The following is a 24,275-nucleotide window of genomic DNA, read 5'->3' as shown; positions in this document are numbered from 1 at the left end:
ATGAGTCTCACGCTGTTCATCGCGGCCGTCGTGCTGATGGCCCTGGGGTTTCCGATCGCGTTCGCGCTGGCGATCGCGGCGTCGCTGGCGGTGGCCGTGGGCGGCCGCTATCCGCAGCTGATCGTCTTCAAGGAGATGTTCACCGGCATCGACAGCTTCCCGCTGATGGCCGTGCCGTTCTTCATCCTGGCCGCCGAGCTGATGAGCGGCGGCGCGCTGACGCAGGTGCTGCTGCGCTTCGCGGCGCAGTTCGTCGGCCACCTGCGCGGCGGGCTGGGCTATGCCAACGTGCTGTCGCTGACGCTGTTCTCCGGCATCTCCGGCTCGGCGCTGGCCGATGCCGCGGGGCCAGGCTCGATGGCCGTCAAGATGATGGAGAAGGCCGGCTACTCGCGCGCCTACGCGGCCTCGCTGACGGCCAGCACGGCCATCGTCGGGCCCATCATCCCGCCGTCGATCGCGATGATCATTTACGCGATGCAGGACGAGCAGGTCTCCGTCGGCGGCCTGTTCATGGCCGGCTTCGTGCCCGGCGCGCTGATTGCGCTGGCCATGGCCTTCGTGAACTGGCGCGTCTGCATGCGGCGCGGCTACCGCTCGCACGAGGCGCGACCCTCGGCGCGCGAGATGTGGATCAACAGCATCAAGGCCATTCCGGCGCTGCTGCTGATCTTCGTGATCCTGGTGGGCATCCGCTTCGGCATCTTCACGCCGACCGAGGCCTCGGTCGTCGCGGTGTTCTACGCACTCGTCTGCGGCAAGTGGATCTACCGCACGCTGCAATGGAAGGCGATCCCGGCGATCGCCTCGCGCTCGGCGATGCTGACGGCCTCGGTGCTGCTGGTCATGGCCACGTCCTCGGCCTTCGCCTGGGTGCTGACGGTCGAGGGCATCCCGCAGTTGCTGTCGCAGACGGTGATGGAATGGAACCTGCCGCCGATCGCGTTCCTGCTGGTGGTGAACCTGCTGCTGCTGCTGTTCGGCATCTTCATGGAGCCGCTGCCGGGCATCATGATCCTGGTGCCGATCCTGGCGCCGATCTCGGCTTCGCTGGGCATCGACCCGACGCACTTCGCGATGGTCGTGATCGTCAACCTGACGCTGGGGATGATCACGCCGCCGGTGGGCGGGCTGCTGTTCGTGGTCTCGGTCGCCACGCGCGTGCCGATGGCGCAGCTCTCGCGCGAGCTGCCGCCGTTCCTGCTGGCGCACCTGGTGGTGCTGGCGCTGATCACCTTCGTGCCGGCGATCTCGACCTGGCTGCCGCACACGCTGGGCTTCTGATGGCGGCTGCGCGCACGCACGGCGGTCCCGGCGCCGGCGGCGCGGCGCCGCACGACTTCTCGGCCAACGCCAACGGCTGCGGGCCCTGTCCGTCCGCGCTGGCGGCCGTGCGCCAGGCCGACCCGACCCGCTATCCCGACCCGGCCAGCACCGCGCTGCGCGAGGCGCTGGCGGCGCTGCACGGCGTCGCCGCCGCGCGCATCGTCGTCGCCGCCAGCGCCAGCGAATTCATCATGCGGATCACCGCCGCCGCGGCGCGGCCCGGCGGCGCGGTGCTGGTGCCGCCGCATGCCTACGGCGACTACGCCTGGGCCGCCCGGGCGCATGGCCTGGCGGTGCGCCAGGCGCCGGCCGCGGACTGCTGCCTGGCCTGGGCCTGCGATCCCTCGTCGCCGCTGGGGCAGGCGCCGCCGGACCTGCACGCCCAGGCCGACGCGCTGGCGGCGCGCCTGCCGCTGGTGCTGGACTGCGCCTACGCGCCGCTGCGCCTCGCGGGCCGGCCGGCGCTGCCGCCCGGGGCCGGCAGCCGCGTCTGGCAGCTCTGGTCGCCGAACAAGGCGCTGGGCCTGACCGGCGTGCGCGGCGCCTACGCGGTCGCGCCGGCCGATGCCGATCCGGCCTGGCTCGACCGGCTGCAGGCGCTGGCGCCGTCCTGGCCGCTGGGCGCGCACGGCGTGGCCATGCTGCAGGCCTGGGCCGGCCCCGAGGCCCAGGCCTGGGTGCGGGACAGCCTGCCGCAGCTGCGCACCTGGAAGGCGCGCCTGGCCGCGCTGTGCGAGGCGCAGGGCTGGCGGGTGCTGCCCGGCGACGCGCATTTCTTCTGCGCCCGGCTGCCCGGCGGCTGCGACCCGGCCGGCCTGCTGCAGGCGCTGCGGACGCACGGCGTGCAGCTGCGCGACTGCGCCTCCTTCGGCCTGCCGGGCCATGTGCGGCTGGCCGTCCTGGCGCCCGGGCACCAGGATGCGCTGGCGGCCGCGCTGCAGGCCCTCGGGAGCGGTACGATGCGGCGACAACGACAACGAGGAGCCGACGTGCCACCCGTCCACCATCCGCGGGACCGCGCATGATGCCCATGCAGCAGGACATCCTGATCAACTGGTCGCCGCAGGAAACCCGCGTGGCCATCGTCGAACACGGCGCCGTGCAGGAGCTGCACCTGGAGCGCACGCTGGAGCGGGGCCTGGTCGGCAACGTCTACCTGGGCCGCGTCGCCCGCGTGCTGCCCGGCATGCAGTCCACCTTCATCGACATCGGCCTGGAGCGGGCCGCCTTCCTGCACGTGGCCGACCTGGTGCCCGGCGCCGGCGCGGTGCGCGGCGAAGGCGAGCCGGCGCACCCGCGCACGAACGGCCATGGTCATGGCCATGGCCAGGTGCCGATCGAGCGCCAGGTGTTCGAGGGCCAGTCGCTGATGGTGCAGGTCGTCAAGGACCCGATCGGCAGCAAGGGCGCGCGGCTGTCCACGCAGATCAGCATCGCCGGGCGGCTGCTGGTGTTCCTGCCGCAGGACGAGCACGTCGGCGTGTCGCAGAAGATCCCGGCCGCGCAGCGCGACGAGCTGCGGCGCCGGCTGCAGGCCCTGGTCGGCGACGCCGGGGGCGGCTTCATCCTGCGCACCAACGCCGAGGACGCCAGCGACGCCGAGCTGGCCGACGACATCGCCTACCTGCGCAAGGCCTGGGCGCGCATCCGGGTCGCGGCGCAGCAGCAGCCCGCGCCCTCGCTGCTGCACCAGGACCTGGACCTGCTGCAGCGCGTGCTGCGCGACCTGGTGACCGAGGAGACGCTGAGCATCCGCATCGACTCGCGCGAGCAGTTCGACAAGCTCCTCGCCTTCGGCCGCGAGTTCATGCCGGCGGCCGCGCAGAAGCTGCAGCACTACAAGGGCGAGCGGCCGATCTTCGACCTGTTCTCGATCGACGACGAAGTGCGCAAGGCCCTGGGCCGCCGCGTGGACCTGAAGTCCGGCGGCTACCTGATCGTCGACCAGACCGAGGCGCTGACCACGGTGGACGTGAACACCGGCGGCTTCGTCGGCGCGCGCAACTTCGACGACACCATCTTCAAGACCAACCTGGAGGCCGCCGGCGCCATCGCGCGGCAGCTGCGCCTGCGCAACCTGGGCGGCATCATCATCGTCGACTTCATCGACATGGTGCGCGACGAGCACCGCGGCGCCGTGCTGGCCGAACTGCGCAAGCAGCTCGGCCGCGACCGGGTGAAGACCACGGCCGGCGGCTTCTCGCCGCTGGGCCTGGTGGAGATGACGCGCAAGCGCACGCGCGAGTCGCTGGCCCACATGCTGTGCGAGCCCTGCGCCGTGTGCCGCGGCACCGGCGCCGTGAAGACCGCGCGCAGCGTGACCTACGACATCCTGCGCGAGATCCTGCGCGAGGCGCGCCAGTTCAACCCGCGCGAGTTCCGCGTCGTCGCCTCGCCGCGTGTGGTCGAGCTGTTCCTGGACGAGGAAAGCCAGCACCTGGCCGGCCTGTCGGACTTCATCGGCAAGCCGATCTCGCTGCAGGCCGAAAGCGCCATGGGGCCGGAGCAGTACGACATCGTCTTGCTTTGAGGTTCCAGGCCCGCGGCCGGGGCACCGGCGTTCCCATATCCGCGATCGGGCGAGGTCCTTCAGGGTAAGCTGTTGTAATAAAAAGATAATATGGCGCTGCGCCGATCCCGGGGCGCGTTGTCCTTTTTGTGACCTTTCTATTCCTGCCTGCCGTTCCGCGAGCCTGCGCGCGCATCGCGTGCGTGTGGCTGGCCGCGTACCTGTCGCCGTGCGTTGCCGCGCCGGCGGCCGATGCGTCTGCGCCGGTCGTGGAGATTGCGAGCTGGTGGGTGTCCGAGGGCGAGGTCGCGAGCCTGGGCGTGATGCGCAAGTACATCGAGGCGCAGGGCCTGCGCTGGCGCCAGCGCATCGCCGCCGGCAGCGGCACCAGCCGCTACGGCGACGTGCTCAAGGGCTGGGTGGCGCAGGGCCGGCCGCCCATGGCGGCGCAGGTGATCGGCTACGACATCCACGCATGGGCGCGCCAGGGCAAGCTGGCCATCCTGGACGACGTGGCGCGCGAGCAGGAATGGGACGAGGTCGTGCCCTACGGCATCCAGCACCTGTCCAAGTACCAGGGGCACTGGGTGGCCGCGCCGATCAACGCGCATTCGACCAACTGGCTGTGGATCAACCGCGCGCAGTTCGCCCGCCTGGGCCTGGCGCTGCCCGACACCTGGGAGGACTTGGTGGCCCTGCTGGACCGGGCCAGGGCGGCGGGCATCATCCCGCTGGCCATGGGCCGCGAGCCGTGGGAGCACACGCTGCTGTTCGAGTCGGTGGCGGCCGGGGCGGGCGGGGCCGAGTTCTACCGCCGCGCCTTCCTCGAACTCGACCCGGCGGCGCTGGACGGCCCGCTGCCCGAGAAGATCTTCGCGCGCATGTCGGTGCTGCGCGGCTACCTGGACGCGGGCTTTTCCCGGCGCACCTGGGACGAGGCCACCACGCTGGTGCGCCAGGGCCAGGCGCTGATGCAGGTGCAGGGGAGCTGGGTCTCCGGCGAGTTCCGCCTCCACGGCCTCGTTCCCGGCCAGGACTACGAGTGCCAGCGCTTTCCCGACACGCAGGGCCTGTTCCTCTTCAACAGCGACCAGTACATGTTCTTCAAGGACGGGCCGGGCGACGACCGCACGCGCGCGGCCTTCGCCCGCACGCTCATGCGGATCGACCTGCAAACCGACCTGAACCTGGCCACGGGCGCCGCGCCCGCGCGCGTCGACGTGCCGCGCGAGCGCTTCGACCTCTGCGGGCGGCGTGCCATCAGCGACATGCGCAACGCCAACATGCGCCGCACGCTGATGGGCTCGATCGCCATGGGCAATGCCAACCCCGGCCCGGTCAAGCAGGCGATCTACGACGTGGTGAACGACCACCTGATGGGTCGCATCGGCGATGCCGAGGCCGCGCGGCGCCTGCGCCGGGCCATCGCCGCCGCACACGACGGCAAGAATCCATGAAACTCTTCGGCAAGCTCAAACTCACCGGCAAGATCGTGGCGCTGGTGGCCCTGCTCGGGGCGATCGCGGTGGCGACCACCGTGTATTCGATGGCCAGGCTGCGGGCGGTCGACCGGGACTACCGCGCGCTGCTCGACCGGGATGCGCAGGCGTCGGTGCTGGTCGGCGCGGCCCTGCTCGACCTGAGCGATGCCAGCCGCCTGGTCTTTTCCGTGCTGACCGAGCAGGAGGAGGCGAAGATGCGCGCCGCGCAGGTGCAATTGGACCGCCAGCAGCAGGACTTCCGCCGCAAGCTCGACGCCATCCGCCCGCTGCTGCCCACGGCGGGCGCGCAGCTCGACGAGATCGGGCAGCAGGAGCGCCGGCTGTTCTCGCTGGCGGCCTCCATCGTCGATGCGGCGGCGCGCTGGCGCGGCGACCGGGCACTGGACGTCATCCACCAGCAATTCGACCCGGCGCTGCAGGCCCTGCGCCACAACATGGACGCGGTGCGCGACGACACCATCGCGCACTTCCAGGAGTCGTCCGGGCAACTGAGTGCCACCACCCGCGACACGCTGCGCAACACGGCACTGGCCGTGGGCGCGGCGCTGGCGATCGTCATCGGCCTGGCGGTGTGGCTGTCGCTGACGCAGATCGTGCGCCCCATCAACCAGCTGACGCGGGCGATGGGCCGGCTGACCGAGCGCGACTACGGCCATCCCATCGCGCACACCGGGCGCGGCGACGAGGTGGGTGAGATGGCCCGGGCGCTGCAGGTGTTCCGCGACAACATGCGGCGCGCGGATTACCTGGAGGTCGCCAAGGCGCAGGCCGAGCAGGTGGCGCGGGCCAAGTCTGCGTTCCTGGCGACGATGAGCCACGAGATCCGCACGCCGATGAACGCGATCATCGGCCTCACGCAGCTGACGCTGCGCCGCCCGCTGGCCGTCGAGCAGCGCGAGCGGCTGGAGAAGATCCTGCGCGCCAGCCAGCACCTGCTGGGCATCATCAACAACATCCTGGACTTCTCGAAGATCGAGGGCGGGCACCTGCGGCCCGAGGCCATCCCGTTCGCGCCCCGGCAATTGCTGGACGACGTGCGCGAGATGCTGATGGAAAAGGCCGCCGGCAAGGGCCTGGCGCTACGCCTCGAGACCGAGGACCCCATGCCGGTGCTGTTGGGCGATCCGCTGCGCATCAGCCAGATCCTGCTCAACTACGCCAACAACGCGATCAAGTTCAGCGACCACGGCACCGTCACCGTGCGCCTGCGGCTGGCGCGCGAGGACGCGGAGGGCGGGGAGCGGCTCAGCCTCGTCGGCGAGGTGCAGGACGAGGGCATCGGCATGACCGAGGCGCAGGCCGCGGCGCTGTTCCAGCCCTTCCAGCAGGCCGATTCCTCCATCACCCGGCGTTTCGGCGGCACGGGGCTGGGGCTGGCGATCTCGCGCAGCCTGGCGGAGCTGATGGGCGGCGGCGTGGGCGTGCGCAGCCGGCTGGGCGAGGGCAGTACCTTCTGGTTCCGCGTGCGGGTGCTGGAGGCCGGGGACGGCGCCGTGCCCGCCACGCTCCGCCCCACGGACGCCCCGTCGCCCGGCGCGCTGCGCGGGCTGCGCGCCCTGCTGGTGGACGACAACGAACTCAACCGGCTGGTGGCCAGCGAACTGCTGCAGGACGCGGGCATCCAGGTCGACCAGGCCTACGATGGCCGCCACGCGATCGAGCTGCTCGAGCAGGCGAGCGACGGTACCTACGACGTGGTGCTGATGGACATGATGATGCCGGAGCTGGACGGCTGCAGCGCCACGCGCCTGCTGCGGCAGAACCCGCGCTTCGGCCAGTTGCCCATCATCGCCATGACGGCCAACACCAGCCAGGAGGACATCGCCGAATGCATGGCCGCCGGCATGAACACGCTGGTGCCCAAGCCCATCGACGAGCAGGAGCTGTGGCGCGCGCTGACCCGCCACTGCCAGCCCGCGCAGGCCACGGTGCTGGAGGCGCCGCCGCCCCCGGTGCCGGCGCCCACCGCGCCGGAGGGACGGGTGGCGTTCGACCCACGCCCGCTGGAGCGCCTGCAGCGCCTGATGGCGCCCGCACGCTTCGACGCCATGCTGCGCCTGCTCGTCGACGACTGCCGCCGGCATGGCGAGCAGGCCCGCGCCGTCGCCGAGCAGGCCGAGGAACTGCCCGCCGAGCTGCTGCGCAAGCAGGCCCACGACCTCATCGGCACGGCCGGCCATGCGGGCTTCAAGCGCCTGGAGCAGTTGGGCCATGCCCTGCGGCAGGCCGTGCGCGCGGGCGACATGGCCGCCGCGCGCCTGCTGCTGCAGGACATCGGCCGGGCGGCCACGCAAGCGGTGGAAGCCATCGAGCAGCGCTTCGGCGCGGACGGGAGATAGCGCGATGGACGAAACCACAGGCCGCCGGTCGAACGACACACCCGGCGAGGACACCCGGCCCAAGGTGCTGCTGGTGGACGACCAGCCGCTCAACCTGATGTTCGCCGCCGCGGAGATCGAGGACATGTGCCAGCCCATCCTGGCCGGCAGCGGCGAGGAAGCGCTGCGCCTCGCCCGCAGCGAGCAGCCGGGCCTGATTCTGCTGGGCGTGCGCATGCCGGGCATGGACGGCTTCGAGGTTTGCCGCCGCCTCAAGGACGACCCGGAGACGTCCGACATCACCGTCATCTTCCTCACGGCGATGAGCGACAAGACCGACGAGGAACGGGGCCTCAACCTGGGCGCCATCGACTACATCAGCAAGCCGTTCAGCCCGCCGGTGCTGCGCGCGCGCGTGCGCAACCAGCTGCTGAGCCTGCGCCAGCGGCAGCAGCTGGAGCGCATCGCGCAGATCGACGCGCTCACCGGCATCGCCAACCGCCGCAGCTTCGACCACAACCTGCAGGCGGAATGGCACAAGCACCAGCTGGCCGGCCTGCCGCTGGGCCTGCTGCTGATCGACATCGACCACTTCAAGCAGTTCAACGACCATTGCGGCCACCCGGCGGGCGACCAGGTGCTGCAGAGGGTGGCCACGGCCATCGCGCGGCAGATGCAGCGCGAGGGCGACCTGGCCGTGCGCTACGGCGGCGAGGAGTTCGCCTGCATCCTGCCGCGCACGGATGCGCTGGGCGCGCTGCACATCGGCGAACGGCTGCGCGAGGCGGTAAGTACCCTGCGCATCCCGCATCCGGGTTCCCCCACGTCGCCGTGGGTGAGCGTCAGCGTGGGCGCGGCCGGCGGGGTGCCCCAGCCCGGCTCGTCACCCGCCGACCTGGTGGAGACGGCCGACCGCTGCCTGTACCGCGCCAAGCAGTGCGGGCGCAACCGCGTGGTGCTGAGACCGTAGCTGCCGGACCTCGTGCCCTTGGGTGTGCGCTCGCCCAAGGGCGCTGACGCCCGCGCCGAGGCGCCCTGGGTCTCACTGAATCGGCACCGGCCGCGTCAGCAGGTCCACGTAGAACTCGAAGAAGCGCGCGTTGTCGAAGCGCTGGACCACCTTCATCTTCTGCAGCGCAGGGCCAGCGGGCTGGGTCGTGTAGCCGATCGACTGGCCGTTGTTGGCTTGGCCCGGCGCGTTGACCACGTCCACGTACTCCTCGCTGACCTGGGTCGCGAACTTCGGGTCCATCAGGTAGGCGATGGTCAGCGTGTCCCAGACGTTCAGCGTGTAGTTCGGGTCGCCTTCGAAGCCGATGCCGTTGAAGCCCGGGCCCATGACCTCGCGGAACTGCTCGGTCACCGCCGTCTGGCGCGCGCCGTGCGCGATGCGGTTGTAGATCGGCGTGGTCAGCAGCACGGTGTCGGTCACGTCCAGCGGCACCACGACCTGCGGCACCGGCTGGCGCACCACGTACTGCGCGGCCTCGGGGTCGAACCACCAGTTGAACTCGGCCAGCTTGGTGGTGTTGCCGCCCACGTGCACGGCGCCGCCCATGTAGATGATCTGCTTGATCAGCGGCACGATCTCCGGCGCCTTGCGCATCGCCTTGGCGATGTTGGTCAGCGGGCCGATGGCCAGGATCGTGACCTGGCGCGGGTTGGCCTTGACGGCGTCGATGATGAAGTCCACCGCGTGCTGAGCCTGCAGCCGGGTCGAGGTGGCGAAGCCGTCCGACGGCGCGACCAGGTCGGCCTGCGTGGGCGGCGTCTTGCTGACGCTCCAGGCGCCGTAGTAGCCGTCGTTGACGGCGCCGGCCGCCAGTTCCTGCTCGATCGTGGCCCAGTCGTGCGACAGCGCGAAGTTCTCGCCGGCGTAGACGGGGATGCGCTGGCCCACGCCCAACCGCTCCACGGACTTCAGCGCCTCGACCACGCCCTGGTCCAGCCACTTGTTGCCCGAGACCACGGTGATGCCCAGCACCTGCAGCTTGCCTTCGGCCTGCAGCTGCGCGGCCATCACGCCGAGCTGGCCGTCGTCGCTCATGGTGTTGTAGTCGCTGTCGATGATGATCTTCGGCGGGCCGTCGTCGCCGTCGCCACCGCAGCCGCCCAGCATCAGCGCGACGCTGCACAGGAAGGCCCAGAGAAGTCGTTGCATGGTGTGCTCCTTCACTTCGAGTCGCGGGTGACGAGGACGACGTCGGTTTTGATCTCCGCGGGCATGGCGCTCTGCGGGGTCTTGTCGGCCAGGGCCTTGAGCGCCGTCTCGATGCCGAACACCGCCTGCTTGGCGGCGAACTGGTCGGCCGTGGCCAGCACGCGCCCATCCTTGAGCATGGGCTTGATGGCGCTGATGTTGTCGTAGCCCACCACCGCCACCTTGCCGGTCTTGCCCGCGGCCTTGACCGCCGCCACCGCCCCCAGCGCCATCGAGTCGTTGCCGGCCAGCAGCGCCTTGAGGTCCGGGTGCTCGCGCAGCATGCTGGAGGCCACCTGGTTGCCCTTGTCGATCTCCCACTGCCCCGACTGCACGCCCACCACGGTGATGCCGGCGGCCTGCATCGCGTCCTGGTAGCCCAGCGTGCGCTGCTGCGCGTTGAAGGTGGTGGACACGCCTTCGATGATGCCGACCTTGTCGCCGGCCTTCAGCGTCCTGGCCAGCGCCTCGCCCACCAGCTTCGCCCCGGCGCGGTTGTCCGGGCCGACGAAGGGCACGCGCAGGCCCTTTTCCTGCAGCGCCGCCGCGTCCAGCCGGTTGTCGATGTTGACGATCAGCACGCCCTTGTCGGCCGCCGCCTTGATCGCCGGCACCAGCGCCTTGGAGTCCGCCGGCGCGATCACCAGCGCGTCGACCTTCTGCGCCACCATCTGCTCGACGATGCGGATCTGCGCGGCCGCGTCGGTCTCGTCCTTGATGCCGTTGGCCAGCAGCGTGTACTGCTTGGCGTGTTCCTTGTGGTGCGCCTTGGCGCCTTCTTCCATCGTCAGGAAGAACTCGTTGGCCAGCGACTTCATCACCAGCGCCACCTTCGGCGGACTCTGGGCCCACGTGGGCGTGGCCGCCAGCACCCCGGCCAGGGCCAGCGCCCCGGCCACCTTGCGTCGTTCGATGCGCATCTGCCTCTCCTTGGTCTCGTAATGCTCGAACCGGCGAATATAGGCATGGCAAAACGTTTGCGCGCTCTTCCCGGGTCGGGAGTTTCCCGGGGCGAAAAACAACAATTTCGAACACCTGCGCGCCGGGGCATTCGGACAATGTTTCGGCCTTCGTCCAGGCTTCCTCTCCGCCATGACCCATCGCCTGACGCTCCGCATCGCCGCGCTGGCCGGCTGGCTGTCGGCGTTCTGGCTGCCGCCGCTGGCCGCGCAGGCGCAGATGTACTACGACGGCCCGGCCTACCACGCGCCGGTGCCGAACCTGGTCGGGCCGGCCATCGTGGGCCAGTCCATGGGGTCGTACATCGAGCGCGGGAAGACCAAGGCGCCGCCGCGCGGCGAGCCCACGTGGCGGGCCGCCTTGCAGGTGGGCAGCGACCCGGCCGTCTCGTCCCGGGTCAAGGAGGACTTCCGCCGCCAGTTGGTGCAGGCCAATCCAAATCGCCGGGCCGCGATCGAGCGCGCCTTGACGCAGGACTGGCTGCGCGGCTACCGCGACGAGATCGCCCGGCCGAACGGCCTGGACCCGCGCAACCTGGCCGATGCGGTGACGGCGTACACCGTCGCCGCCTGGGCCATCGTGCACCGGCAGGCGACGATCGGCCCGCGGGCCGTCGCCAGCGTGCGCGACAGCATGCGCGCCAGCCTGGCCGTCAACCCTCAGCTGGCCCGGCTGTCGCCCGCGGCGCGCCAGCGCATGGCCGAGGAGCTGATCCTGCACACGGTGCTGATCATGGCCAACCGCACCGAGATCCACCGCACCGGCGACCGCGCGCTGGCCGAGGCCGCCGCGCGCCACTACCGCGAGGCGGCGCGCCAGGGCATGCAGGTCGATCTGGCGACATTGGCACTGACGGAGCGGGGTTTCGAGTCGCGCTGAGGACAGGCTACGCGGTGGCGGGTCCGGCCGCGTGTAGCATGGCTGGACAAGATGAAGAAAACAGCGCCGTCCTTCGTTCGCGCGTTGACGTTCCACGTGGCCGGATTGGTCGTGGCGATGGGCGTCGTGCTGGTGGCAGCCATGGCCTGGCAGGGCGCCATCCGGACCGAGGATGCGGCCCGGCGCGAGATCGAGCACGCGCTCGACCGCTCGGTCGAGCGCCTGGGCGTCCTGATGCGCGCGGCCGAGATGACCGTGGATTCGGCGGTCCGGGCCCTGTCCATGTTCGATCGGGTCGACGGCGCGGTGCTGCGGCCGGTGCTGGAGAGTTCGCTCTCGGCGTTCGAGCAGCGGCCCGAGCTGAGCTACCTGGGCATCGTGCTGCCCGAGTACGGCGAGTACGGCACGCTGGAGCGTACCGGCGCGGGCGACGTCCTGCTGTGGCTGTTCCCGGGCCTGCGCCCGGCGGACCGGTACACGCGCAACTTCATGCTGCAGGACAAGGGCTTCGCCCTGCGCGAGGAGCGCCCGACCGACGGCTACGACGCCCGGGTGCGGCCCTTCTACCAGGACGCGCTGAGCGCGCCGCCCGAAGGCCGCTGGATCGCCTCCTACCGCTGGATCGTGCACTTCGAAGGAGACCTCGGCGAGCCCCTGTGGGGATTCAGCTACGTCAAGAGCCTGCGCGACGGCGGCGGCCGGCTGCTGGGCGTGCTGGACGCCGATTTCGACATTCCGGCGCTGAACCGCTTCCTCGCCGTGGTGTCCGCCGACTACGACGTGCAGCTGCAGGTCGTGGAACTGGGCCGCGAAGCGCGCCTGGTCGGCGATGCCCGCGCCGGCCGCGCGCCGCTGGCGGTTCCGGGCGAACTGGCGGCGCTGGCCGGGCTGCAGGGCACGGCCGGTCCGTTCGTCGGGCTGGCCGATCTGGACGGTGAGCGCCGCTGGGTCGCGGCCCGCCGCATCGAACTCAAGGGCGGCCTGCCGTGGGTGGTCGTCGCCTCGCGCAAGGCGCCGCTGATCGCGGGCCCGTGGCGCGGCCCGCTGTACCAGGTGATGGGTGCGGGCCTGGCCACGGTGCTGGCGCTGATCTGGGCCTCGGTGCGCATGGCGCGCCGCTTCGGGCGGCCCGTGGCCGCGCTGGAGCGCTGCGTGGCGGCGATCGGGCGCTCCTCCGACCAGGCGCAGCCGGCGTTCGCCGCCGCCGTCGGCGAGTTCCGCGAGACGCAGCTGCTGGGCGAGGCCCTGGGCCGCATGGCCAACGACATCCGTGCGCGCGAGCACGAGCTGGCCGCCAAGACCGCCCAGCTGCTGCAGGCCAAGGAACAGGAGATCGGCACGCTCGCGCTGAAGGGCGCGATCTTCGATTCCTCGGCCGCCGCCATCCTGAGCGTGGACGCGTCCCTGTCCGTCATCGAATGGAACGCCGCGGCCGAGGGCATGTTCGGCCTGGACCGCGAGCAGGCGCTCGGGCGCAGCCTGCCGCAGGCCGTGCCGGCGGTCGAGGGGCCGGTCGACTGGGCCGCCAACCTGGCCAGCACGGGGGCGGCCACGCTGCGCCTGCGTGGCGCGCACGGGCCGTTCGACGCGGAAGTGCGGGTCATCGCGCTGCATCAGGGCGGCAGTGCGGTGCGCACCCTGGTGGTGCACGACATCTCCGCGCGCGAGACGGCCGAGCGGCGGCTGCGCCAGGAACGGGACTATGCCGACGCCGTGCTCAACAGCCTGCCCGAAGTCTTCTACCACTGCGACGAACAGGGGCGGCTGCGCCGCTGGAACCGCAACCTGGAACGCATCACCGGCGCCACGCCCGAGGCGTTGCAGGGCATCGACACGCTGTCCTTCTTTCCGCCGGAGCAGAAGGCGCTGGTGGCGGAGCGGATCGCCGAGATCTTCCGGAGCGGCGAGACGCACTTCGAGGCCAGCTACCTGCTGCCGAGCGGGCAGCGCGTGCCCTGCCTGTTCACCGGCATGCGCTTCGAGCACGGCGGCGTGCGGGGCTTCGTCGGCGTCGGCACCGACATCTCCGAGCGCAAGCGGGCCGAGCAGGCCGTGCGGGACAGCCTGGCGCGCTTCGACGCCGTGGCGCGGGCCACGGGCGACGTGGTCTGGAACTGGGACCTGAAGACCGGCGACCTCTGGTGGAACGAGAACTTCCGGACGCTGTTCGGCTACAGCGCGCAGGACATCGAATCCTCGGTCGACTCGTGGAGCAGCCGCATCCACCCGGACGACCACGACCGCGTGGTCGGCGGCCTGCGCGCCACCGTCGACGGCGACCAGGACACCTGGACGGCCGAGTACCGGTTCCGCCGCAAGGACGGCAGCTACGCCGAGCTGTTCGACCGCGGCTACGTGCTGCGCAGCGCTTCGGGCCGCGGCGTGCGCATGGTCGGGGCGATCCAGGACGTCACCGAGCGCAAGCGCGCCGAACGGCGGCTGCGCCACCTGGCCACGCACGACGCGCTGACCGGCCTGCCGAACCGCAGCCTGCTGCGTGACCGCGTGCAGCAGGCGATCGCGCAGGCCGGCCGTACGGGCGGGCGGCTGGCGCTGCTGTTCCTGGACCTGGACCGCTTCAAGCTGATCAACGACGCCTACGGGCATCCGTTCGGCGACGCGGTGCTGCGCGCCGCTGGCGAGCGGGTCCGCGGCGCGGTGCGGCCGGGCGACACCGTGGCGCGGCATGGCGGCGACGCGTTCTTGATCCTGCTGAACGGGCTGGCCGACGCGGCCGAGGCGCAGGACCTGGCGCGCCAGGTCACCGAGTGCCTGCAGCCGCCGCTCGTCGTCCAGGGCCGGGAGATCCACCTGTCGGGCAGCGTGGGGCTGAGCGTGTTCCCGGAGCACGGCGAGGACGCCCAGTCGCTGATCGGCAATGCCGACCTGGCCATGTACCAGGCCAAGGGCCTGGGCCGCAACACCTGCCAGGTGTTCACGCCTGCGCTGGGCGAGGCCGCGCAGCAGCGCGTGGACCTGGAGACCCACCTGCGCGGCGCCGCGGCCGCCGGCCAGCTGCATCTGGTCTACCAGCCCAAGGTGAGCCTGGCCAGCGGCGCGATCATCGGCTGCGAGGCGCTCGTGCGCTGGCAGCATCCCACGCTGGGCGCGGTGTCGCCCGGGCGCTTCATCCCGGTGGCGGAGGAGTCGGGGCTCATCGTGCCGATCAGCGACTGGGTGCTGCGCACGGCCTGCGCGCAGGCCAAGGCCTGGGTGGACGCGGGGCTGGCGCCGACGCCGGTGGCCGTGAACATCTCGGCCCGCCACCTGCTGCAGCAGGACCTCGCGGCCTGGGCGCTGCAGGTGCTGCGCGAGGTCGGCCTGCCCGCCGGGCTGCTGGAGCTGGAGCTGACCGAGAGCCTGATCGCGCAGGACGTCGGGCGCGTGATCAGCACCTTCGGCCAGCTCCGCCAGGCCGGCGTGAGGCTGTCGATCGACGACTTCGGCACGGGCTATTCCAGCCTCAGCTACCTGAAGCACTTCCGGGTGGACACGCTGAAGATCGACCAGTCCTTCGTGCGCAACATGCTCGCGCAGCCCGAGGACGCGACCATCGTGCGCGCGGTGATCGCACTGGCGCACAGCCTGCAGTTCAAGGTGATCGCGGAAGGGGTGGAGACGGCCGAGCACTGCCGGCTGCTGCGCGAGCAGGGCTGCGACCAGATCCAGGGCTACTACATCGGCCGGCCGGTGCCGGCCGCCGAGTTCGAGGCGCTGCTGCGCAAGGGCGGGCCGCTGCTGCAGCCGTAGGCCGGCCGTCGCTCGGGGTCAGGGCGCCAGCCGCTCGCGCACCCAGGCGTCGCCCTCGCGCCGGTAGCGCAGGCGGTCGTGCAGCCGGCTCTTGCGCCCCTGCCAGAACTGCCATTCGGCCGGCACCACGCGGTAGCCGCCCCAGTGCGGCGGGCGCGGCGGCTTGAGCAGGAACTGCGCGCCGTACCTGGCGGCGTTGGCCACCAGCACGGAGCGGCCCGGGATCACCTGGCTCTGCGGGCTGGCCCAGGCGCCGATGCGCGAATCCAGCGGGCGGCTGTCGTAGTAGGCGTCGCTTTCCTCGGCACTGGTCTTCTCGACCACGCCCTCGATGCGCACCACGCGCTCGAGCTCGACCCAGTGGAACTGCAGCGCCGCATACGGGTTGCCGGCCAGCTCGCGGCCCTTGCGGCTGTCGTAGTTGGTGTAGAAGACCAGGCCGCGCGCATCGAAGCCCTTGAGCAGCACGACGCGCGTGGACGGGCGCAGGTCGCTGCCCACGGTGGCCAGCGTCATCGCGCTCGGCTCGGGCACCTGGGCCGCGATGGCTTCGTTGATCCACTGGTCGAACTGCTGCAGCGGGTCGGCGTGCGAGGCGAATTCGTCGAGTTCGGCGCGCTCGTAGCTTTTGCGCAGCGCGGCGATGGAGGTCTGGAGGTCGCTCATGGCCGGCGATTGTGCGCCGCGCGTACCATCGCCGGCGCCATGAACGCCCCTCCCGGTCCCGATGCGCCGCGCCAGCCGGTCGTCCTGGTCCTCGCCTCCGGCCGTGGCGAGCGTTTCCGCGCCTCGGGCGGGCAGGGGCACAAGCTGCGGGCGCCGCTGGCCGGCCGGCCGGTGCTCGAGCGCACGCTGGACGCGGTGCGCGCCAGCGGCCTGGCCTGGCATCTGGAGGACGCCGGCCACCCGGGCATGGGCGATTCGATCGCCGCAGCCGTGCGCGCGACGCCGCGTGCCGGCGGCTGGCTGGTGCTGCCGGGCGACCTGCCGCTGGTGCGGCCCGATTCGCTGCGCCGGGTGGCGGCGGCGCTGGCGCAGGCGGCCGTGGTGCTACCGCTGCACGGCGGCGTGCGCGGGCATCCGGTGGGTTTCGCGGCGCAGTGCCGCGACGCGCTGCTGGCGCTTTCAGGCGACGCCGGCGCCGCGGGCGTGGTGCAGGCGCAGCGGCGGGCCGGCCGTGTGCTGGAACTGGCGCTGGACGATGCCGGCTGCGTGACCGACGTCGACACGCTGGACGACCTGGCGCGCGCCGAGCGCCTGTTTCTCAGCCGGCGAGCCTGAGCAGGCGCTCCAGCGCCCGGTCGTGGATCTGGTGGCGCTTCAGGCCCTCGAAGGTCTCGCGCGCGTAGTCCAGCGTGGTGCCGAAGCGGCCGCACGACTGCGCGAACACGCGCCGGTAGTCCTCGTCGGTCAGCGCGTCGGTGAAGCTCGGGCTGCGGCGCGACAGCGTGAACGCCAGGGCCTTGACCGGTCCTGCGGGCGTCAGGCAGTGCAGCCAGCGCGGGTCGTACACGCCCATCAGCATCTCGCGCGCCCACAGCCGCTCCAGCACGGCGGCGCCGTCGTGCTGCGGGATCCGGAACACCACGCCCCGGCAACTGCCGCCGGACAGCAGCGCGAACACCAGGCCCGGGCATTCGGGGGTGCCGCGGTTCACGCGGCTCCACATCTTCAGCGCGCGGTGCCAGCCGTGCACGCGCGCCAGCCGGTGCTCCACGTGCTCGAACTCGGGGCGCCAGATCAGCGAACCGTAGCCGAACACCCAGTAGTCGTCCTGGCCGCCCCATTCGCGCCGGGTGCGCTCCAGCAGCGGCAGGGGGTCGCGCAGCGGCGCGGCGGAGATGGCGGTCGGTGTCACGACGGGAACTCTAGCAAGGCATGGCGCGGGGCGCCCGGGTTTTCGTAACCCGTTGGTAATCCCCGGGCGCGCGGGAGACGGGCCTTCGCGGTTAGCATCGTCGCGCCCCCCGCCTATTGCGCCTCGCGCGCCTGCACGATGAACACCCACGCCACCGTCACTGCCGTCACCGCGCGCATCCGCGCGCGCAGCGCGCCTGCGCGCAGCGCCTACCTCGAACGCCTGGACGCCATGGCCGCCCGCACGCGCGGCTCCGACCGCATGGGCTGCGCCAACGTGGCGCACGCCTTCGCGGCCATGCCGGACGACGACCGCTTCAAGGTCGTGGCCGAGCGCGCGCCGAACATCGGCATCGTCAACGCCTACAACGACATGCTGTCGGCGCACCAGCCGCTGCAGCGCTACCCCGACGTGGTCAAGGAGGAGGCGCGCCGCTACGGCGCCACGGCCCAGGTGGCCGGCGGCGTGCCGGCCATGTGCGACGGCGTCACGCAGGGCCTGCCGGGCATGGAGCTGTCGCTGTTCAGCCGCGACGTGATCGCCATGGCCACCGCCGTGGCGCTGACGCACGACCTGTTCGACGGCGCGCTGATGCTGGGCGTGTGCGACAAGATCGTGCCGGGCCTGCTGATCGGCGCCCTGCATTTCGGGCACCTGCCCACGGTGTTCGTGCCGGCCGGGCCCATGCCCTCCGGCCTGTCCAACAGCGCCAAGGCCAAGGTGCGCGAACAGGCCGCGCAGGGCTTGGTCGGCCGCAGGGAGCTGCTGGAGGCCGAGTCCGCCGCCTACCACGCCGCCGGCACCTGCACCTTCTACGGCACGGCCAACAGCAACCAGATGCTGCTGGAGGCCATGGGCCTGCACGTGCCGAGCACGGCCTTCGTGGCGCCCGGCGGGCCGCTGCGCGAGGCGCTGACGCGCGAGGCCGCGCGCACGGTGCTGGGCTGGGGGACGGCGCTGGACGGCACGCCCGCCGCGCAGCGCGGCGCCTGCCCGCCGATCGGCCGCATCGTGGACGAGCGCTGCATCGTCAACGCCATGGTCGCGCTGCTGGCCACGGGCGGCTCGACCAACCACCTGATCCACTGGGTCGCGGTCGCGCGCGCGGCCGGCATCGCGATCGACTGGAACGACTTCGAGGCGCTGTCCGAGGTGGTGCCGCTGCTGGCGCGGGTGTACCCCAACGGCAGCGCCGACGTGAACCAGTTCCAGGCCGCCGGCGGCACCGGCTTCGTGATCCGCGAACTGCTGGACGCCGGCCTGATGCACGAGGACGTGCTGACCGTGCGCGCCGGCGGCATCCGCGACTACGCGCACGAGCCGCTGCTGGCGGACGAGGCGCTGGCCTGGCGGCCGTCCGGCCCGAGCCGGGACGAGGCCATCGTGCGGCCCGCCGCCGCGCCGTTCAGCGCCACCGGCGGCCTCAAGCTGCTGCAGGGCCGGCTCGGCCGCAGCGTGATCAAGGTGTCCTCGGTGCCGGACGACCGGCACGTGATCGAGGCGCCGGCGCGCATCTTCGATTCGCAGGAAGACCTGCAGAAGGCGTTCAGCGCCGGCGAGCTGGAGCGCGACCTGGTCTGCGTGGTGCGCTGGCAGGGCCCGCAGGCCAACGGCATGCCCGAGCTGCACAAGCTCACGCCGCCGCTGGCGGTGCTGCAGGGCAGGGGCTTCAAGGTCGCGCTGGTGACCGACGGGCGCATGAGCGGCGCCTCCGGCAAGGTGCCGGCCGCGATCCACCTGACGCCCGAGGCCGCGGCCGGCGGCCCGCTGGCCAGGCTGCGCGACGGCGACGTGGTGCGGCTGGACGCGACGGCCGGCACGCTCGACGTCCAGGTGCCCGACACCGAATGGAATGCCCGCCCGCTGGCCACCATGCCCGAGGCCCTGCGCCAGGTCGCCGGCCACGGGCTGGGCCGGGATTTGTTCGCCGGCATGCGTCGCAATGCCGCCACCGCAGAAGAAGGAGCACCGACATGGCTTTGAATACCCCCCTGACCGCGCAGGACGTGATGCGCGATGCGCCCGTGATCCCGGTCATCGTGCTGCACGACGTGGCGCACGCCGTGCCGATGGCGCGCGCGCTGCTGGCCGGCGGCATCCGCATGCTGGAAGTGACGCTGCGCACGCCGCAGGCCCTGGCCTGCATGGAGGCCATCGCCAAGGCCGTGCCGGAGGCCGTGGTCGGCGCCGGCACGCTGCGCAGCGCGGCCGACGTGCGGGCCGCCGTGCAGGCCGGTGCGCGCTTCGGCGTGAGCCCGGGCTACACGCCCAAGGTCGGCCAGGCCTGCCGCGACGCGGGCCTGCCGCTGCTGCCCGGCGTGGCCACCGGCAGCGAAGTCATGATGGCGCTGGAGGACGGCTTCGACGCGCTGAAGTTCTTCCCGGCCATGCAGGCCGGAGGCACCGGCATGCTCAAGGCCTGGCAGGGGCCGTTCGCCGACGTGAAGTTCTGCCCGACCGGCGGCGTCAGCGCCGCCAATGCGCCGGAACTGCTGGCGCTGGCCAACGTCGCCTGCGTGGGCGGCTCCTGGCTGGTGCCGAACGACGCGCTGGCCAGCGGCGACTGGGGCCGCATCGAGACGTTGGCGCGCGCGGCCAGCCAGCTGCCGCGCGGCTGACGGGGCGCCGGTCAGCGCAGGCCGGTGCCGCTGGCCTGGTCGTTCGGGCGCTGGATGAGTTCGATCTTGTAGCCGTCCGGGTCCGTCACGAAGGCGATCACCGTGGTGCCGCCCTTCACCGGGCCGGCCTCGCGCGTGACCTGGCCACCGGCGGCCTTGATGCGCTCGCAGGCGGCGTAGGCGTCGGGCACGCCCAGGGCGATGTGGCCGTAGGCCGTGCCCAGCTCGTAGCGGTCCACGCCCCAGTTGTAGGTCAGCTCGATCTCGGCATGGTCTGGATTGCTGCCGTAGCCGAGGAAGGCCAGGGAGTACTTGTACTCGGGGTTTTCGGAGGTGCGCAGCAGTTGCATGCCGAGCACCTGGGTGTAGAAGTCGATCGAGCGCTGCAGGTCGCCGACGCGTAGCATCGTGTGGAGGATTCTCATGCGGCGATTGTGCCGCCGCCTCGCTGCCGCCGCTGTCGGCGCGCACGGATCGCGGTCGCGCCGGACGGCCCGCGGTGCCCGACGCGCGGCGGTGCTCGTGCACGTCCGGCCGCCGTGACTGTGCCACGATCGGGTACCTTGAGTACGATGCCGCCTGATTTTCCGTTCGATCACGATCCCACCCTTCCCGACGGCCCCCCGGACCCCGAGTTCGACTGGCTGATCGCCCCCGTGCTGCAGGCCCTGGGCGATCGGGCGGACACGCTGCCGCTGCGCCGCGCGGTGGCGGACAGCGAGCGGCGTTTCCGCGAGATGGCGGGCCGCATGGACCTGCAGGTGCACACGCGCGCGCAGCAGGTCGAGCGCCGCGACGTGCAGGATCGCGCGCGCATCGCCCAGCTGCAGCAGGACTTCGCGGCGCTGGACGTGCCGCTGGAGACGCTGATGGACCTGGCCGTGCGGCGCACCCAGGAGCTGCTGCACGCCGATGGCTGCCTGCTGCAGCTGGCCGAGGACGGCGTGCTGGTGGCCCGGGCCGCCAGCGGCATCGTGGCCGGCCGGGTCGGCCGGCGCTCGAACATGGCGATCAGCCTGGCCGGCAGGACGCTGGCGCAGCGCCGCGTGATGGTCTGCGCCGACACGACCACGGACGACCGGGTGGACCGCGAGCGTGCGCTGGCCGACGGCGTGCGTTCGGTGGTCATCGCGCCGCTGCGCTCGGGCGAGGAGATGATCGGCGTGCTGGAGGCCTGCTACGTCCGGCCGCAGGCCTTCTACGACCCGGACATCGCCAACCTGCGGATCCTCGGGGAGACGCTGGGCGTCACGATCGACCGCCATCGCCTGCACGAGCGGCTGCGCGCCTCGGCCGAGCAGTACCGCATGCTGTTCGACCTCAACCCGCAGCCGATGTTCGTGTCCGACCGGCAGACGCTGCGCATCCTGGCGGCCAACCAGGCGGCCATCCTGCAGTACGGCTACACGCAGGAGGAACTGGTGGGCCGGCGGCTGCCCATGCTACTGGCCGAGGACGAGCCGGTCGGCCGCGAACCCTTTCCCGTGCCCGAGTTCGCGAACGTCCGCATGCGCCATCGCCGCAAGGACGGTAGCGCGCTGGACGTGGAGGTCTCGGGCACCAGCATCGATTTCGACGGGCGCGTGGCGCGCCTGTCGCGCGTGCAGGACATCACCGCGCGCCTGCGGGCCGAGCAGGCGCTGGCCCGCGTGAGCCGGGCGCAGCGCATGCTGTCGGCCTGCAACGAGAGCCTGGTGCGCGCGACCTCGGAGCAGGCCCTGCTGCAGGAGGTGTGCCGCATCACGGTGGAGATCGGCGGCTACGCGATGGCCTGGGCCGGCTTCGCGCGCGACGATGCACGCAAGTCCATCGAGCCGGCCGCCGCGGTCGGCGACAACGGCGGCTACGTCGACAGCTTCCGCATGACCTGGTCGGACGAGGACCCGGACGGCCACCGGCCAGGGGCGCTGACGATCCGCACCGGCGAGCTGATCATCGTGCCCGACATCGAATGCGACCCGCGCTGCAGCGGCTGGGGCGTCCGTGCGCTGGCCCGCGGCTACCGCGGCCTGGTCTGCCTGCCGCTGCGCGACGGCGAGCGCACCTTCGGGCTGTTCTACCTGTACCGCGGCGAGGTGGCCACGCCGAGCGAGGACGAGGTGTCGCTGCTGAAGTCGCTGGCCGACGACCTGGCCTTCGGCATCGTGAACCTGCGCGCCCGCGCCCAGCAACGCTGCACGCAGGAGGCGCAGCGGCGCATCCAAACCGCCATGCTGAAGGTGGCGGCGGCGGTCTCGGCCAGCACCGGCACCGAGTTCTTCGGCCAGCTGGCCCGCAACATGGCCGACGCGCTGGGGGCGCAGGCCGGCTTCATCGCCACGCTGGACCGCGGCACGCTGGTCGCGCGCACGCTGGGCGCTGTGGTGCACGGCCGCGTCCGGCGCAACTTCGACGTGCCGCTGGCCGGCAGCCGGCTGGCGGCGCGGCTGGCCGACGGCTTCTGGGTGATCACGGAGGGGGTGGCGCAGGAGTTCGCGCAGGACCCGCTGCTGGCCGCCATCGGCGCGCAGGCCTACACCGGCCACAGCCTGTTCGACGCGCAAGGCCAGGTCTGCGGGCTGGTGCTGGTGGCCTTCGAGGAGCCGCTGCGGCACCAGGAGTTCCTGGCGTCCACGCTGCGCATCTTCGCCGTGCGCGTGGCGGCCGAGCTGGACCGGCGCCGCGCCGACGAGCGCATCCGCCACCAGGCCTCGCTGCTGGACAAGGCCCGCGACGCGATCGTCGTGGCCGACCTGGAAGGCCGCGTGGAGTACTGGAACCGGAGCGCCGAATCGCTCTACGGCTGGCCGGCCGAGGAGGCCATGGGCCGCCCGGTAGTGCAGCTGCTGGTGGACGACGAGTCCGTCCACGCGCGGGGGCTCGACGCGCTGATGGCCAGCGGCGAATGGAGCGGCGAGGTCGCGCGCCGGCGCAGGCCGGGCAGCGTCGTGCAGGTGGAGGCGCGCTGGACGCTGGTGCGCGACGACGCGGGCACGCCGCTGTCGGTGCTGATGATGGACACCGACATCACCCAGCGCAAGCTGTCCGAGGCCAAGATCCAGAAGCTGGCCTTCTACGACGGCCTGACCAGCCTGCCGAACCGGCAGCTGCTGCAGGACCGGCTGCTCAAGGCCCTGGCCAGTTGTGCGCGCCACGGCACCGGCGGCGCGCTGCTGTGCCTGGACCTGGACAACTTCAAGACGCTGAACGACACGCTGGGCCACGACAAGGGCGACATGCTGCTGCAGCAGGTGGCGCTGCGGCTGGTGGCCTGCGTGCGCGAGGTCGACACCGTGGCCCGGCTGGGCGGCGACGAGTTCGTGATCGTGCTGGAGGAGCTGAGCCCCGTGCCCGAGGAGGTCGCGGTGCAGGCGCGCCGGGTCGGCGAGAAGATCCTGGCCGCGCTGGCCCAGCCCTACCGGCTCGACGGCTACGAGCACCAGAGCACGGCCAGCATGGGCGTGGCCCGCTTCGGCGCCGACACCGAGAGCGCCGGCGAGTTGCTCAAGCAGGCCGACATCACGATGTACCAGGCCAAGGCCGCCGGCCGGCACACGCTGCGCTTCTTCGATCCCGGCCTGCAGGCCGCCGTGACGGCGCGCGCCGCGCTGGAGGGCGACCTGCGCCAGGCGTTCGTGCAGCGCGAGTTCTTCCTGCACTTCCAGCCCCAGGTCGACCGTGCCGGGCGCATCACCGGCGTGGAGGCGCTGGTGCGCTGGCGCCACCCGGTGCGCGGCGTGGTGTCGCCTGCCGAGTTCATCCCGCTGGCCGAGGAGACCGGCATGATTCTGCTGCTGGGCCAGCGCGTGCTGGAGCTGGCCTGCGCCCAGCTGGCGGCCTGGCGCGGGCGGCCCGGGTGGTCGCACCTGACGATGGCGGTGAACGTCAGCGCGCGCCAGCTGCGGCATGCGGATTTCGTGCGCCAGGTGCGCACCGTGCTGGAGCAGGCCGGCGCCGATCCGGCCCGGCTCAAGCTGGAGCTGACCGAGAGCGTGGTGGCCGACGACCTGCAGGCCGTGGCGTCCAAGATGGAGGCGCTGAAGGCGCTGGGCCTGGGCTTCGCGCTGGACGACTTCGGCACCGGCTACTCTTCGCTGAGCTACCTGAAGACGCTGCCGCTGGACCAGCTCAAGATCGACCAGTCCTTCGTGCGCGACGTGCTGACCGATGCCAACGACGCGGCCATCGCGCGCACGGTGATCGCGCTGGCCAAGACCATGGGCCTGGCCGTGATCGCCGAGGGCGTGGAGACGGCCGAGCAGTGCGACTTCCTCGCGCGCGAGGGCTGCGAGGCCTACCAGGGCTACTACTTCGGCAAGCCGATGGCGGCCGACGCGCTCGACCGGCTGCTGCGCGAGCGCCTCGCCGCGGGCTGA

At 72.0% G+C, this 24,275-nt stretch carries 17 protein-coding genes; 12 read left to right on the top strand and 5 right to left on the bottom strand.

Going from position 1 to position 24,275, the window contains the following annotated elements:
- The 6 genes from QM782_RS22005 (at nt 1) to QM782_RS21980 (ending at nt 8,625) form a co-directional block, all read left to right on the top strand.
- Nucleotides 1-1,284, top strand: a complete 1,284-nt coding sequence (locus QM782_RS22005) for a TRAP transporter large permease (protein ID WP_415205001.1) — start codon at nt 1-3, stop codon at nt 1,282-1,284.
- Entirely contained in the window at nt 1,284-2,351 is a 1,068-nt protein-coding gene (locus QM782_RS22000; protein WP_415205000.1) for an aminotransferase class I/II-fold pyridoxal phosphate-dependent enzyme, read from the top strand. The genes QM782_RS22005 and QM782_RS22000 overlap by 1 nt, the downstream gene beginning before the upstream one ends.
- On the top strand, nt 2,348-3,856 hold the full coding sequence (gene rng / locus QM782_RS21995) for a ribonuclease G (RefSeq protein ID WP_415204999.1): 1,509 nt from the start codon (nt 2,348-2,350) through the stop codon (nt 3,854-3,856). Before QM782_RS22000 ends, rng begins: the two co-directional genes overlap by 4 nt.
- Before the next feature lie 182 nt (nt 3,857-4,038).
- Nucleotides 4,039-5,292, top strand: a complete 1,254-nt coding sequence (locus QM782_RS21990; protein ID WP_415204998.1) for an ABC transporter substrate-binding protein — start codon at nt 4,039-4,041, stop codon at nt 5,290-5,292.
- Complete coding sequence (locus QM782_RS21985; RefSeq protein ID WP_415204997.1) at nt 5,289-7,676, top strand: response regulator; 2,388 nt, start codon at nt 5,289-5,291, stop codon at nt 7,674-7,676. The genes QM782_RS21990 and QM782_RS21985 overlap by 4 nt, the downstream gene beginning before the upstream one ends.
- Nucleotides 7,677-7,680: 4 nt before the next feature.
- Entirely contained in the window at nt 7,681-8,625 is a 945-nt protein-coding gene (locus QM782_RS21980; protein ID WP_415204996.1) for a diguanylate cyclase, read from the top strand.
- A gap of 72 nt (nt 8,626-8,697) precedes the next feature.
- On the opposite strand, the gene QM782_RS21975 is transcribed toward QM782_RS21980, so the two are convergent.
- Both QM782_RS21975 and QM782_RS21970 read right to left on the bottom strand, forming a co-directional pair.
- The gene (locus QM782_RS21975) at nt 8,698-9,816 is read right to left on the bottom strand and encodes a nucleoside hydrolase (RefSeq protein ID WP_415204995.1); all 1,119 of its coding nucleotides are present in this window, start codon (nt 9,814-9,816) and stop codon (nt 8,698-8,700) included.
- An 11-nt stretch (nt 9,817-9,827) separates the two neighbouring features.
- Nucleotides 9,828-10,775 carry a sugar ABC transporter substrate-binding protein gene (locus QM782_RS21970; RefSeq protein ID WP_415204994.1) on the bottom strand — a complete coding sequence of 316 codons (948 nt, stop codon included), beginning with the start codon at nt 10,773-10,775 and terminating at the stop codon, nt 9,828-9,830.
- Nucleotides 10,776-10,947: 172 nt separating this feature from the next.
- Between QM782_RS21970 and QM782_RS21965 the strand changes: the two genes are divergently transcribed.
- Together QM782_RS21965 and QM782_RS21960 are read left to right on the top strand one after the other, a co-directional pair.
- The gene (locus tag QM782_RS21965; protein ID WP_415204993.1) at nt 10,948-11,694 is read left to right on the top strand and encodes a DUF6683 family protein; all 747 of its coding nucleotides are present in this window, start codon (nt 10,948-10,950) and stop codon (nt 11,692-11,694) included.
- Nucleotides 11,695-11,745: 51 nt separating this feature from the next.
- Complete coding sequence (locus QM782_RS21960) at nt 11,746-15,444, top strand: EAL domain-containing protein (protein ID WP_415204992.1); 3,699 nt, start codon at nt 11,746-11,748, stop codon at nt 15,442-15,444.
- A gap of 18 nt (nt 15,445-15,462) precedes the next feature.
- Here the strand turns inward: QM782_RS21960 and pdxH are convergent, their stop codons facing one another.
- Entirely contained in the window at nt 15,463-16,110 is a 648-nt protein-coding gene (gene pdxH / locus QM782_RS21955; protein WP_415204991.1) for a pyridoxamine 5'-phosphate oxidase, read from the bottom strand.
- A 39-nt stretch (nt 16,111-16,149) separates the two neighbouring features.
- On the opposite strand from pdxH, the gene QM782_RS21950 reads away from it, so the two are divergent.
- Nucleotides 16,150-16,725, top strand: a complete 576-nt coding sequence (locus QM782_RS21950; RefSeq protein WP_415204990.1) for a nucleotidyltransferase family protein — start codon at nt 16,150-16,152, stop codon at nt 16,723-16,725.
- Here QM782_RS21950 and QM782_RS21945 read toward each other — a convergent pair.
- Nucleotides 16,709-17,302, bottom strand: a complete 594-nt coding sequence (locus QM782_RS21945) for a gamma-glutamylcyclotransferase (protein ID WP_415204989.1) — start codon at nt 17,300-17,302, stop codon at nt 16,709-16,711. The two genes, QM782_RS21950 and QM782_RS21945, sit on opposite strands and share 17 nt — an antisense overlap.
- Nucleotides 17,303-17,440: 138 nt before the next feature.
- Here QM782_RS21945 and edd point away from each other — a divergent pair, with 138 nt between their 5' ends.
- Together edd and eda are read left to right on the top strand one after the other, a co-directional pair.
- On the top strand, nt 17,441-19,285 hold the full coding sequence (gene edd, locus QM782_RS21940; RefSeq protein ID WP_415204988.1) for a phosphogluconate dehydratase: 1,845 nt from the start codon (nt 17,441-17,443) through the stop codon (nt 19,283-19,285).
- Nucleotides 19,276-19,920, top strand: a complete 645-nt coding sequence (eda, locus tag QM782_RS21935; RefSeq protein WP_415204987.1) for a bifunctional 4-hydroxy-2-oxoglutarate aldolase/2-dehydro-3-deoxy-phosphogluconate aldolase — start codon at nt 19,276-19,278, stop codon at nt 19,918-19,920. Before edd ends, eda begins: the two co-directional genes overlap by 10 nt.
- A gap of 11 nt (nt 19,921-19,931) precedes the next feature.
- On the opposite strand, the gene gloA is transcribed toward eda, so the two are convergent.
- A complete protein-coding gene (gene gloA, locus QM782_RS21930) occupies nt 19,932-20,345 on the bottom strand; it encodes a lactoylglutathione lyase (protein WP_415204986.1) in 414 nt (137 codons plus the stop codon).
- Between the two features lie 147 nt (nt 20,346-20,492).
- Between gloA and QM782_RS21925 the strand changes: the two genes are divergently transcribed.
- The gene (locus tag QM782_RS21925) at nt 20,493-24,275 is read left to right on the top strand and encodes an EAL domain-containing protein (protein WP_415204985.1); all 3,783 of its coding nucleotides are present in this window, start codon (nt 20,493-20,495) and stop codon (nt 24,273-24,275) included.

The sequence above is a fragment of the Pseudorhodoferax sp. genome (assembly GCF_047601025.1).
Classification (GTDB): domain Bacteria; phylum Pseudomonadota; class Gammaproteobacteria; order Burkholderiales; family Burkholderiaceae_C; genus Pseudorhodoferax.
Note: the sequence above shows the minus strand (reverse complement) of the source record. Positions and strands in the feature narration are given on the sequence as shown.

What these genes read in the sequence shown, in the direction of transcription:
- QM782_RS21925 (WP_415204985.1), top strand. Translation starts at nt 20,493, where the DNA reads ATGCCGCCTGATTTTCCGTTCGATCACGATCCCACCCTTCCCGACGGC.
- rng (WP_415204999.1), top strand. Translation starts at nt 2,348, where the DNA reads ATGATGCCCATGCAGCAGGACATCCTGATCAACTGGTCGCCGCAGGAA.
- QM782_RS21960 (WP_415204992.1), top strand. Translation starts at nt 11,746, where the DNA reads ATGAAGAAAACAGCGCCGTCCTTCGTTCGCGCGTTGACGTTCCACGTG.
- QM782_RS21980 (WP_415204996.1), top strand. Translation starts at nt 7,681, where the DNA reads ATGGACGAAACCACAGGCCGCCGGTCGAACGACACACCCGGCGAGGAC.
- QM782_RS21950 (WP_415204990.1), top strand. Translation starts at nt 16,150, where the DNA reads ATGAACGCCCCTCCCGGTCCCGATGCGCCGCGCCAGCCGGTCGTCCTG.
- gloA (WP_415204986.1), bottom strand. Translation starts at nt 20,345, where the DNA reads ATGAGAATCCTCCACACGATGCTACGCGTCGGCGACCTGCAGCGCTCG.
- QM782_RS21970 (WP_415204994.1), bottom strand. Translation starts at nt 10,775, where the DNA reads ATGCGCATCGAACGACGCAAGGTGGCCGGGGCGCTGGCCCTGGCCGGG.
- QM782_RS22005 (WP_415205001.1), top strand. Translation starts at nt 1, where the DNA reads ATGAGTCTCACGCTGTTCATCGCGGCCGTCGTGCTGATGGCCCTGGGG.
- QM782_RS21975 (WP_415204995.1), bottom strand. Translation starts at nt 9,816, where the DNA reads ATGCAACGACTTCTCTGGGCCTTCCTGTGCAGCGTCGCGCTGATGCTG.
- eda (WP_415204987.1), top strand. Translation starts at nt 19,276, where the DNA reads ATGGCTTTGAATACCCCCCTGACCGCGCAGGACGTGATGCGCGATGCG.
- QM782_RS21985 (WP_415204997.1), top strand. Translation starts at nt 5,289, where the DNA reads ATGAAACTCTTCGGCAAGCTCAAACTCACCGGCAAGATCGTGGCGCTG.
- edd (WP_415204988.1), top strand. Translation starts at nt 17,441, where the DNA reads ATGAACACCCACGCCACCGTCACTGCCGTCACCGCGCGCATCCGCGCG.
- QM782_RS21965 (WP_415204993.1), top strand. Translation starts at nt 10,948, where the DNA reads ATGACCCATCGCCTGACGCTCCGCATCGCCGCGCTGGCCGGCTGGCTG.
- QM782_RS22000 (WP_415205000.1), top strand. Translation starts at nt 1,284, where the DNA reads ATGGCGGCTGCGCGCACGCACGGCGGTCCCGGCGCCGGCGGCGCGGCG.
- pdxH (WP_415204991.1), bottom strand. Translation starts at nt 16,110, where the DNA reads ATGAGCGACCTCCAGACCTCCATCGCCGCGCTGCGCAAAAGCTACGAG.